Genomic DNA, 11,787 nt, shown 5'->3' on the forward strand with positions numbered 1-11,787 from the left:
CCTATCGCCGGCCCGGCGGGCGCGCCCGGTCAGTGGTCGCCGCCGCGGAGCTGGTCGACGGCGTGGGTGAGGATGGGCCGCAGCACGGCCAGCCCGTCCTTCGCGCCGCCGGTCGACCCGGGCAGGTTGACCACCAGCATCCGGCCCGCCACCCCGGCCACCCCGCGGGACAGCGCGGAGGTGGGGACCCGGTCCCGGCTGTGCGCCCGGATCGCCTCGGCGATGCCGGGGATCTCGTAGTCGAGCAGCGCCAGGGTCACGTCCGGCGTCCGGTCGGTCGGGGTGATGCCGGTCCCGCCGCTGGTCAGCACGACGTCGACCCCGTCGGCGCGGGCCGTGCGCAGCGCCTCGCCGACCGGGTCGCCGTCCGGCACCACGACCGGCTCGTCGACCTGGCAGCCCAGCTCGCGCAGGCCGGCGACGAGCAGCGGACCGCTGGTGTCGGCGTAGACGCCGGCGGCCGCCCGGTTGGAGGCGACCACCACCCGGGCCCGGATCACGGCCGGTCCTCCGGCCGGACCCACTCGCCGGTCTTGCCGCCCTCCTTGCGGAGCACCCGGACCGCGTCCACGCTGGCCGCCGGGTCGACGGCCTTGACCATGTCGACCAGGGCGAGGCCGGCGACGGCCACCGCGGTCAGCGCCTCCATCTCGACGCCGGTCCGGTCGGCCGTCCGCGCGGTGGCGGTGATCTCCACCGTGTCCCCGGTGAGTCGCAGGTCGACGCTGACCCCGTGCAGGGCGATCGGGTGGCAGAGCGGGATCAAATCGGGAGTGCGCTTGGCGCCCATGATCCCGGCCAGCCGCCCGACGGCGAGCGCGTCACCCTTGGGCAGGCCGTCGCGGCGCAGCAGGTCGACCACCTCGGGGGTGGTGCGGAGCCGGCCGGCGGCCACGGCGAGCCGGCCGGAGACCGGCTTGGCGGAGACGTCGACCATCCGGGCCGCGCCGGCCCGGTCGACGTGGGTGAGCTGCGCGGGTTCGGTCACGGCGCGAGCCTATCGGTCGGGTACGACGCGTGCCGCCGCTCTCGTCCCACGGCGGCGGCCGGCCGGTTCCCGGATAGCGCTCACGACATCGCCGGCACAATGTGTTGTTCGGTGGTTCCGAGTGGCAGGACCCACGCAGCAATGTGCACCCCGACGTCGGCCGAGGACCATTCCGCGGGCGCGCCGGCTCCGATTTCCCGGCGTGCCCGGGCAGCCACCTTCTCGACGCTCGTCGATCATGAAGAATTCACCGTGCCGACTCACGTCCCGTGGCCACCGGAAGCGGGCACGGGGACGGGGCGCTCCCCGGCACTTCCCCTGATCCGTTCCGACACTCGAACTGAAGCGTGGATGAGTCCCCGCCCTCTCCGCAGCACACTGACAGCAGGCAACAAAGCACGTCGGGACCCACGGTGAGAACGACAGCGTTCCGCAGTCGATCGGACACGGAAAGGAAAGCGGCGGGCGCTCTCCGCACAGCTGCGATGGACGGAAAGTTATGAATAGCTGCTCTGTTGACTAATATTGAATAATGTCACATATATCCCTCCTAAAGCTGATGTTCCTGGCTTAAGCTTCCATTCACTAACCAAGTGACGCAGGGCTGACAATTGCCCAGGGTCGGGGGTCGAAGGAGGCAGGACATGCGCGGCAGCGACTGGGGCTGAAATCCGACGTGGGGCCTGCGGCCCTCGCACGTTAGGCTGCGGCCAGAGGTGAAGTAGTCAGCCGGGAGTGGTGTGACTCTTACCAGGCGACGCGAGATTGAGACCGATCGGCGGCTCCGGCTGCTCGTCGGTCTCGTCGTCGTGCTCGCCGCCGGCGTGACCCTCACGGCACTCTGGACCGTCTCGGTGTCCACGCCACCCCGCTCGTCCGCTGACGTGGCGACGCTGGTGACGCTGCCGCTCATGATCGCGCTGGGCACACTGGTCAAGGCGCGGATCCGCATCCGATCCACGACGCACCTCATCAGCTGGAACGAAACGGCGATCGTCCTCGGCGTGGCGATCGCACCGACGTCCTGGGTGGTGCTCTGCACCGGCGTCGGCGTCGCCCTCGCCTCGTGGCGGCTGCCCCGGATAAAGCTGCTCTTCGGCGTCAGCAAGAACATCATCGTGGCCTTCGGCGCCGGTGCCACGCTGGCGGTCCTGCCCTGGGGGCCGCCGACGAAGACAACACACGTCATCGGGATGCTGGGCGTCGCCTATCTGGTCGCCGCCCTCCTGGACGACCTCCTCGCGATCCCCGTCATCGCCCTCGCTTCGGGCACCAGGATCTCACGCCAGTTCCGCAGCAACCTCGACCTCCGGATCGGCGGGTTCGCCGTCCGCTTCGTCGTGGCCGTCTGCACCCTGCTCATCCTCCGCGCCGACCCGCGGCTGCTGCTCGCCGTGCCACCGCTGGTGCTCAGCCTCCACCTCGCGTACTCCACCCGGATCCGGACCCGCACCGAACAGCAGGCCTGGCAGCGGCTCGCGCGGACCACCGACGCGCTCAACGTGGTCGACCTGGACCAGGTGCTGACCACCGCCGTCACCCAGGCCGCCGAGCTCTTCTCCGCCGACGAGGTCGAGATCGAGCTGCGCGAGGGCGGCCGTACCGTGCGCGGCACCACCGCCGGCATCCGGCACGACGGCGGCGACGCCGAGCCGAGCGCGGTCGGCGGGACCGTCATCCCGGCGGCGCTGGAGGGGCACGACCGGGCCGTCGACCTCGGCGTGCTGCGGTTGCGCTTCGCCGGGCCGGTCGAGCTCTCCGAGCGGGAGCGGTACACGCTGCGGCCGTTCGCCTCCGCCCTCTGCACGGCCGTGCGCAACGCGCAGGCGTACGCCGAGCTGGCCCGGGTCGCCGAGGAGCACGCGCACGCCGCCGCGCACGACGCCCTGACCGGGCTGGCCAACCGGCGCCAACTGCTGGACGAGGGCACCCGGCAGCTCACCGACCGGCACGCCGACGGGGTGAGCGCGCTGGTGCTGATCGACCTCAACCACTTCAAGGAGGTCAACGACACGCTCGGGCACGGCGCCGGGGACCGGGTGCTGATGCAGGTCGCCGACCGGCTGCGCGGCGCGACCCGCCCCGGCGACCTGGTGGCCCGGCTCGGCGGGGACGAGTTCGCCGTACTGCTGCGGAGGCTGCCGGCCCCGGCGGTCGCCGCGCACCGGGCGGACGCCCTGCTGGCCGCCCTGCACGAGCCGCTCCACCTGGACGGCATGCGGATCAGCGTGGAGGCCAGCGGCGGCATCGCCGTCGCGCCGGCCACCGGCGGGATGACCGAACTGCTGCGCCGCGCCGACGTGGCGATGTACCAGGCCAAGCGGGCCGGCCAGCGGATCTCCACGTACGCGCCGGCCCGGGACACCGCCGACCTCGGCCGGCTCACCCTGAACGGCGAGCTGCCCCGGGCGGTGGCCGACCACGAGTTCACCGTCAACTTCCAGCCGATCGTGGACCTGGGCAGCGGCGAGGTCACCGGCGCGGAGGCGCTGGCCCGCTGGCACCACCCGACGCACGGCATCATCGACCCGCTGCGCTTCCTGGAGGCGGTGGAACGCTCCGGCCTGCTGCCCGCGTTCGCGGAGGCGATCCTCGACCAGGCGCTGATCGCGGCCGGCAGTTGGCGCGCCGCCGGCTTCGACCTGCCGGTGTCGGTGAACGTCTCACCGCGCAGCCTGCTCGACGCCCGCTTCCCCGGGGCGGTGCTGGCCCGCCTGCGGGCGCACGACCTGCCGCCCGACCGGCTGGTGCTGGAGCTGACCGAGACGCTGACACTCAGCCAGCTCGACGTGGTCGACCGCGTGCTCAGCCGGCTGCGCGACTCGGGCGTCCGGCTCGCCCTCGACGACTTCGGCACCGGCTACTCCTCGCTCTCCCTGCTCTCCCGCATCCCGGTGCACGAGCTGAAGATCGACCGCAGCTTCGTGACCGCGATGGAGACCTCCGCCGAGGCCGCCGCGGTGATCCGCTCCACCCTGGACCTCGGCCGCAGCCTCGACCTGGCCGTGGTCGCCGAGGGTGTGGAGAGCGAGCCGCAGCGGCGGGCGTTGTGGGAGCTGGGCTGCGTCGCCGGCCAGGGCCATCTCTTCGCCCGGCCGCTGCCCGCCGGGTCGCTGCTCGCCGCCCTGCAGCGCGGCGCGGGCGGGCGCCCGGGCATGCTGGCGCCTCCGCTGCACGACGCGGGCGCGGTGATCCGCCTGCCCGGCCGTCGCCAGGGCGGTCGTGGGCGAACGGGCGGCTCCCCGCCCAGCGCCGGTCAGACCGCCGACGAGCCCCGGCGGCGCTGACCGGGCCCCCGGGGCCGACGCCCCGAGCGCCGGACGGTACGGCGGTCCCGGTCTGCGAGACTGGCCGGCGTGACCGCCACCCCCCACCGGACGACCCGCAGCCGCCGGCGCTGGCAGGCGCTGGACTCCGCCGCCGGCGGCCTCGCCCTCGACCTCGGCCTGTACGCGGTGTCGGCGCTCTTCGCCGCGGTCACTGCGGCCACCTCCACCCTCCCGCCACACCGCGCCTGGGGGGCGATCGCCGCCGTGGGCTATCTGGCGGCGGCGCTCGCGGTGACCGGCCAGCTCCTGCTCCGGTGGCGCCGGCCGGACGCCGCCGGACTCTCCGCCCGCGTGGCGGTGACCGCCCTCGCCTGGGCCGGCGCGACGCTGCTGCCGTTGGCGGTGCTGAGCATCCAGCGGGCGGCGGGGCGCACCGACCGGGCGCAGGAGGAGGTGCTGGTGGTCGAGCACGCCGGCGCCCGGCTCGCCGAACAGGGCAGCCCCTACCTGGGACACGACGCGATCGCCGCGCTGCCCCCCGCCGAGCAGTTGCTCGGCTACACCCCCTACCAGCCGGGGATGGCGCTGTTCGGGCTGCCCCGGGCCGCCGTCGACGCCTGGTGGACCGACTCCCGGGTCTGGTTCGCCCTGGCCACCGCGCTGGTGCTCGCCCTGGCCGTGGGCACCCTGCGCGCCCGGTCCGCGCCGGCGCCGGGCCGCCCGGACGCCGCCGTGCTGCGGGGCGTACAGGCCGCCACCGTGCTGCCGGTCTGCGCGCTGACCCTGGCCACCGGCGGCGACGACCTGCCCGTACTCGCGCTCTGCCTGCTGGCCCTCACGCTCGCCGCCGCCGACCGGCCCGGCCGGGCCGGCATCGCGGTGGGGGTGGCCGGCGCGTTGAAGCTCTTCGCCTGGCCGGTCGCGATCGTCCTGATCTGCTGGGCGGCCACCCGCCGGGCCGGCGTCCGCACCGCCCTCGGCGCGGTCGGGCTGCCGGTGGCCGCGCTCGTGCCCACCCTGCTGGTCGACCGGGACGCCCTGGTCGAGAACGTGCTGCGCTTCCCGCTCGGGCACGGGCTGGTGACCAGTCCGGCGCAGTCCCCGTTCCCCGGCCACCTGATCGCCACGCTGCTGCCCGCCGGCCGGGTGCTCGCCGCCGCGGTGCTGGTGGCGGTCGGGCTGGCGATCGCCGTCCGGCTCGTCCGCCGTCCGCCGCGCACCGCCGCCGCCACCGCGCTGATCTGCGGGTACGGGCTGCTCGCGGCGATCCTGCTGATGCCCTCGACCCGCTTCGGCTACCTGCTCTACCCGCTGGCCCTGCTGGTCTGGGCACCCGCGCTCACGCTCGCCCCGACCCGGGCCGCCGAAGCCCCGGTGACCACCGGCTGACCGGCTTTCCCGGCAAGTGCCGGGCGGAGCCCGGCGACAGGGCGTAAACCTGAGGGCATGACCACCTATCGCGACCGGACCGACGCCGGCCAGGTGCTCGCCGACCGACTCAGCGAACTCGCCGGACAGCCGGACGTCGTCGTCCTCGGGCTGGTCCGCGGCGGTGTCCCGGTGGCCCGGATCGTCGCCGAGCGGCTCGGCGCACCGCTGGACGTGCTGGTCGTCCGCAAGCTCGGCATGCCCTGGGCGCCCGAGCTCGCCTACGGCGCGCTCGGCCCCGACGGGGTGGAGGTGCTCAACGAGCAGATCGCCGGCGGGCTGAGCGAGAGCGACCGGGCCGAGGTGCGGCGGCGGGAGCAGGCCGAACTGGACCGGCGGGAGAGCCGCTACCGGGCCGGTCGACCCCCGCTGGACCTGAACGGGCGCACCGCGGTCATCGTCGACGACGGCCTGGCCACCGGGGCCACCGCCCGCGCCGCCGTGCAGGTGGCCCGGCACCTGGGCGCCGCCCGGGTGATCGTCGCCGTCCCGGTCGGCTCCGAGCAGGCGTACGAGATGCTGGCCGCCGAGGCCGACGAGGTGGTCTGCCCCGACACCCCGCCGGACTTCGGTGCGGTCGGCGCGTACTACGACGACTTCCGCGAGATCTCCGACGACGAGGTGGTGCAGGCGCTCACCGCCACCGCGTGATCCCACCGGGTACCTTCGGTGTCATGCAGCTCACCTGCCCCAAGTGTCACGGAGACATGCGCCAGTACGAGCGCAGCGGCGTCGTCATCGACCAGTGCGGCGAGTGCCGCGGCATCTTCCTCGACCGCGGCGAACTCGAGAAGCTCTTCGAGGCCGAGGCGAACTGGAACCGGCAGAACACTGCCCCCGCGCAGGCCAACCAGCCGGCCGGCGGGTACCCTCCGCCGCCCCCGCCGCCCGCACCCGCCCCGCACCAGCCCGGGTACGGCGCCGTCCCCCCGCCACCGCCACCGCCCGGCCACGGCTACGCGCAGCCCGCGTACGGCCACGGGCAGCACTACGGCTACCACGGCCACTACAAGCGGAAGAAGCACCACGGCGGCTTCCTCGGCGAACTCTTCGACTGAGGCCGCCGCGGCCGGGTCGGCACGCCCCCGACCCGGCCGTTCCCCGTCAGGGGCGTCGTGCCGACCGGCCGCGGTCGTGGCACGCTGCACCACATGACGGCCATCCGGCAGCACGAGGCGCTGCGGCAGGCGTACGACGGGATCACCGCCGTGGTCACCGGGCTGGACGACACGGCACTCCAGACGCCGACCCGCTGCCGCGGCTGGCTGGTCGCGGACCTGCTCTTCCACGTCCTGTGCGACGCGCGGCGGGCGCTGGTCGCGCTGGCCAGCCCCGCCGACGGCCCGGCCGACGTGGACGACGTCAGCTACTGGCGCGCGTTCCCCAGCGGCGGCGACGACGTCAGCGCGAAACACGCGTGGTGGGCCCGCCGGTCGGCGGCCGCCTTCGACCGGCCCAGCGGAGTGGTGCGGATCTGGTCGGACACCGCGCCCGCCGCCGTGCGGGCGGCCGCCGCCGCCGACCCGGACGGGTTCGTCACCACCCAGGGGCACGTACTGCGGGTCCCCGACCTGCTCGCCACCCTGACCACCGAGGCGGTGATCCACCACCTCGACCTGGTGGTGGGGCTGCCCGACGCGCCGCCCCCGGCCGAACTGCCCACCCGGGTCGCGGTGGCCACCATGGACGGCCTGCTCAGCGACGAGGCCGTCCGCCCGGCCGGCTGGGACGACCGGGACTACCTGCTCCGCGCGGCCGGGCGGCTGCCGCTGACCGACCGGGACCGCCTGGAGCTGGGCGAGGCCGCCGGCTGGTTCCCGCTGATCGGCTGACCCCGCCGCTCACCACGGTGCCGTTCGGTCACGCGGGCGACGGCCCGCTCGTCGCCGGCGGTCGCGGCGTCGCCCTCGGTACGCATCGTGCTGATGCCGCCGTCCACCATGTCCCCCAGCCTGCCACCGGTCGTGCCGGTCGGTGCGGACCGGCGCTGTCATCCGGTGTGACGGCGACGGGGCGGAAAACTCATCGCCAGGCCCCAGGGTCAGACGATCGCCATGTGGACGAAGCGCGACCGTTCAGCTGGGCGAACGTCACGGTCTGCCTGCATTACGGGCTGCCACGAACCCTACCTATCTAGGTTCGCGGCATCCAATATTTGCGCTGCCACCTCTGCCTTGCGACTCAGCGCCATCACAGCGTTCTCGTAGAGCAGCGCGATGATCCTCTCGGCCGGCCTGCACGTCGTTCCGATGTTATAGATCGTTTTGTGGGGTCGGACAGAGAGTCGACCCAAACCTTGGGTGACGAGGAAGTCGGCAAATGGCTCGAGCATTCGAGATTTTCCGACCAGCCTGAATTGAGAGAATGACCGGGCACTGTTCTGAGACCTCTTGTATCTCCCTATCGAACCGTCTCCGTCAACCACCCCCCGCCAGAAGTCGCGAGATGTCACGAGCCGGTGATCAACAGCGCCCTCGTACCGGCCCAACTCAATGAGTCGTCCAGCCAATCGAACCGACCGGACCGAGAACTGACATGCCGCGCGAGTGATGCTCGGCTCCGAGATGCTGCTCGTCGAGCCTAGGAAGGCACGCAGAGCCACCAGGTGGTCACGATCACGTTGGGCCAAGCCTACGGAGACCTGAGGCATATAGCCTTGACGATAACTGACAGATCCATCTGCAAAAAGAAAACCGATCCAGTAGCAAGCAATAGGCGTGAGATGATCAAAGGCGTCATCTCGCAGCGTGTGGATGGTTCTGCGAAGGACGACACCACGCCGAACCAAAAGCCCGCGGACGGACGGCTCGGTTACATCGTATGCAGCCGCGAGTTCCGCCATGGCCGCACCGCGCAAATATTGCTGGACCACTTCCGCACGTTGCAACTCAGTGAGTTTCCCGCTGCTTCTGGCTGGCACCCCTCGACGACGGAGTATTCCACGCACCGCCTGGCGGGTGACTCCATAGGTTTCGGCCAACTTGGTTAGGGTTTCACCACCAGCCGCCAGACCAACGATTTCTTCCCGTTGCAAGTTGGACAGCCGAGTAGGCGACATGGTCACACTATAGCCATATCCACAAAACGCGAGAGGTGCAACTGCGCGGCTACCGTGACTGTATCTGTAGGCCCATTCCGATGCTTAGCAATAATGAAATCGGCCTCGCCGGCGCGCGGCGACTCCTTGTCGTAGTAGTCGTCGCGGTGCAGCAAGATGACAACATCCGCATCTTGCTCAATCGAGCCAGACTCACGCAAATCAGACAATTGCGGACGCTTGTCGGTCCGCTGTTCCGGGCCACGGTTCAACTGACTCACCGCGATGACCGGGCACTCGACCTCCTTGGCCAGCAGCTTGAGGCCACGGGAGAGGTCGGCGACCTCCTGCTGCCGGCTCTCGGTGCGCTTCGGCGAGGTCATCAGCTGGAGGTAGTCGACCACGATCAGCTTGAGGTCGTGCTTCTGCTTCAGCCGCCGCGCCTTGGCCCGGATCTCCATCAGGTTCATGCTCGGCGTGTCGTCGACGAAGAGCGGCGCCTCGCTGATCTCGCCCATGCAGCGGGCCAGCTTGGTCCAGTCGTCGTCGGAGAGCTGCCCGCTGCGCAGCACGTGCAGCGGCACCCGGGCCTCGGCCGAGAGGAGTCGCATGACGATCTCGACCTTGCTCATTTCCAGCGAGAAGATCGCGGCCGCCTGATTGGCGCGGATGGCCGCGTTCCTGGCGAAATCCATCGACGCGGTGCTGTTGTGCGTGGGGATCATCGCCCGACCGGCCAGGTAGAGGTGGTCGGGGTTGTCCACCGTGACGCAGCGGACCGGCACGCTCGCCACCGGCCGGACGTCCACGATGAAGCGGGAGGTCGTCCGGACGTCCGACGACGTCAGCCGCCGGGCCGCGTGCGCCGTACGCTTTCTGTCCAGCTGAAAGACCGTGTCGGGCGTGGAGAAGTTCAGGGTGTACGCGGTCGACGAGGCCTCGGTCCGGCCCGCCACCCGCTTCGTGTCGACCGTGCACCGGTAGCCGAGGCTCGCCACGAGCTCCCTGACGTCCTCGGCCAACCGCTTAGAGGTCGAGGTGTACTGGAGGTTGCCCGCCGCCGCCACCGTCCCGTCGGTGTCCATCAGGCCGGCCAGCAGCGCCCGGCGCTGGGCCTCCGAGGCGCGGAGGTAGTCCGGCGGGATGTGCTTTTCCGCCGCGACCCCGATCCGGCGCAACAGTGCCAGGAAGGAACCGTTCCGCTCGTGACACGCGGCGCAGCGCCGGATCGTCGGATTCTCCCGCAGGGCCCGGGTCGAGCAGCCGCAGTCGGCACAGGTGCGGTCAGCCGTGGCGGTGGGGACAGGCAGCACGATGGTGTAGACCATCGGCCCACTGGGACGTACGACGAAGCCGTCCCGCGCGACCAGGTCCGTCATTTCGGGGTCTGCCGTGGTGAAGCGGCTCGCCCCGGTGTGCCCCTCGCCGAGCCAGACGCCGAGGGTGTACGGGGGGACGACCAGGTCCCGTGGGGGCAACTGCAGCGGCCGGCAGTTCTCGACCGCGTGGTTCAGTCGGCGGTCGGCCGTGTCGGTACGCAGGGTAGCGGCGATCTCGGCGGTCGTCACGACCCCGTCGTGGCCTACCCGGGCGCCGGCGTTGACCTGGCGCTCGCCCCGCTCGCGCAGGCCGCTCAGGAGCGGCCCGGCGGGGTAGCCGGGCGCGGTCCAGTTCCGCACCTTGCCTGCCCGAGCCGCCGGTCGGGCGACCCGACCGTAGGCACCGATCTGCCGTGCGACGCTGTGCAGCACGTTTCGGAACTCGGGACCGACCTGCTCGAGGGTCTGCGCGAGGGTGACCAGGCGCCGCGGCTCGGCGCCGGCCGTCGCCTCGGCCGCCCGCACCTTGGCCAGCGAAGGCTCCGACCAGTAGTGCCGTGCGCGCGCCTCGGGCTGCCGACGGCTGGCCCGGGTGGTCGTCTTCCACAGGTGCTCGGCGTCCGCCACGATCACCGAGCCGTCCGAGAACTCGACCTCGTAGCAGGGGCGGTCGTGCATCACCTCGAATGCGGCGGTGACGGTGGTCGGGGTGCCATCCGCCGCGAGCAGCCGGTCGCCGACGGCCACCTCGCCCATGGTGGTCCAGCCGTCGGGGGTCGGCAGCGGGGTGTCGAGCGCGAGCGCCTTTCCGAGACCCGGCCTGCCTGCCACGATGATGAGCTGGCCCGGGTGGAGGCCGTTGAGGAGCCGGTCGAGGTCGCTGAAACCGGTCGGCACCCCGCTCATCACCCCGCCCTGGGCACCCACCGCCTCGATCTCGTCGAGAGTCGGCTGGAGCATGTCGGCGAGCACCGCGAAGTCCTCGTTGACCCGCCGCTCGGTGATGTCGTAGACGGCCTGCTGGGCCAGGTCGACGATGTCGTCCACATCCCGGCTGCCGCCCTGACCGGTGCCGTACCCGAGCTGGACGATCTTGGTGCCGGCCTCGACCAGCCGGCGGAGCACGGCACGCTCGCCGACGATCCGCGCGTAGTACGCGGCGTTCGCGGCCGTGGGCACACTGGCGATCAGCGTGTGCAGGTAGGGGGCGCCACCGATCCGGGCCAGGTCGCCCGAGTCGGCGAGCGCGGCCGCGACGGTGATCGGGTCGGCCGGCTCGCCCCGGCCGTAGATGTCGAGGATCGCGTCGAAGATGGTCGCGTGCACCGGGCGGTAGAAGTCGTTGGACTTCAGGATCTCGACGACGTCGGCGATGGCGTCCTTGGAGAGCAGCATGCCGCCGAGGACGCACTGCTCGGCGGCCACGTCCTGGGGCGGGGTCTTCTCGAAGTGCCCGTCGCGCGGGGCCGGCGCGGGCTGCTGCCCACCGGAGCGCTCCGTCCGCATGTCGTCGGTGACCGACACGGGTCCCCCCTCACTGCGTTCGGATCCGGTCCAGGTCTACCGCCGGCGTGTGACAACTTCCGCCGACCCTCCGGTCGATCGGGGGCCACCGGCCGGACGGTCGGGGGCCAACGATACGGAACCCGAGCTGAGCCACTCAACAACGCCGGTGGACGAGCCTCGGGACAACCTGTGGACGCCGGTGCACAGGCATGTGCGCAGGGTGTGCACAGCATGTGGACA

The 11,787-nt window shown here is 72.0% G+C and carries 9 protein-coding genes; 6 read left to right on the forward strand and 3 right to left on the reverse strand.

From position 1 onward, the window contains the following. Positions 1-29: 29 nt before the first annotated feature. Together ACFOYX_RS24860 and moaC are read right to left on the reverse strand one after the other, a co-directional pair. The gene (locus ACFOYX_RS24860; protein ID WP_109802688.1) at positions 30-500 is read right to left on the reverse strand and encodes a molybdenum cofactor biosynthesis protein B; all 471 of its coding nucleotides are present in this window, start codon (positions 498-500) and stop codon (positions 30-32) included. After that, positions 497-988 carry a cyclic pyranopterin monophosphate synthase MoaC gene (gene moaC, locus ACFOYX_RS24865; protein ID WP_322439843.1) on the reverse strand — a complete coding sequence of 164 codons (492 nt, stop codon included), beginning with the start codon at positions 986-988 and terminating at the stop codon, positions 497-499. Before moaC ends, ACFOYX_RS24860 begins: the two co-directional genes overlap by 4 nt. A 740-nt stretch (positions 989-1,728) precedes the next feature. Between moaC and ACFOYX_RS24870 the strand changes: the two genes are divergently transcribed. From ACFOYX_RS24870 to ACFOYX_RS24895, 6 genes are all read left to right on the forward strand, one after another. Further along, positions 1,729-4,275, forward strand: a complete 2,547-nt coding sequence (locus ACFOYX_RS24870; RefSeq protein WP_377534421.1) for a putative bifunctional diguanylate cyclase/phosphodiesterase — start codon at positions 1,729-1,731, stop codon at positions 4,273-4,275. Between the two features lie 69 nt (positions 4,276-4,344). Further along, entirely contained in the window at positions 4,345-5,646 is a 1,302-nt protein-coding gene (locus ACFOYX_RS24875) for a glycosyltransferase 87 family protein (protein WP_109801832.1), read from the forward strand. Positions 5,647-5,703: 57 nt separating this feature from the next. Then, the gene (locus ACFOYX_RS24880) at positions 5,704-6,336 is read left to right on the forward strand and encodes a phosphoribosyltransferase (protein WP_109801833.1); all 633 of its coding nucleotides are present in this window, start codon (positions 5,704-5,706) and stop codon (positions 6,334-6,336) included. Positions 6,337-6,359: 23 nt separating this feature from the next. Then, the gene (locus ACFOYX_RS24885) at positions 6,360-6,743 is read left to right on the forward strand and encodes a zf-TFIIB domain-containing protein (protein ID WP_322439841.1); all 384 of its coding nucleotides are present in this window, start codon (positions 6,360-6,362) and stop codon (positions 6,741-6,743) included. A 93-nt stretch (positions 6,744-6,836) separates the two neighbouring features. Next, on the forward strand, positions 6,837-7,517 hold the full coding sequence (locus ACFOYX_RS24890; RefSeq protein ID WP_322439840.1) for a maleylpyruvate isomerase N-terminal domain-containing protein: 681 nt from the start codon (positions 6,837-6,839) through the stop codon (positions 7,515-7,517). Positions 7,518-8,407: 890 nt separating this feature from the next. Continuing rightward, entirely contained in the window at positions 8,408-8,674 is a 267-nt protein-coding gene (locus ACFOYX_RS24895) for a hypothetical protein (protein WP_322439839.1), read from the forward strand. 71 nt (positions 8,675-8,745) lie between these two features. Here the strand turns inward: ACFOYX_RS24895 and dnaB are convergent, their stop codons facing one another. Continuing rightward, the gene (dnaB, locus tag ACFOYX_RS24900) at positions 8,746-11,547 is read right to left on the reverse strand and encodes a replicative DNA helicase (protein WP_322439869.1); all 2,802 of its coding nucleotides are present in this window, start codon (positions 11,545-11,547) and stop codon (positions 8,746-8,748) included. Between the last annotated feature and the right edge of the window lie 240 nt (positions 11,548-11,787).

The sequence above is a fragment of the Micromonospora sp. GCM10011541 genome (genome assembly GCF_042650725.1).
GTDB lineage: Bacteria > Actinomycetota > Actinomycetes > Mycobacteriales > Micromonosporaceae > Micromonospora > Micromonospora sicca.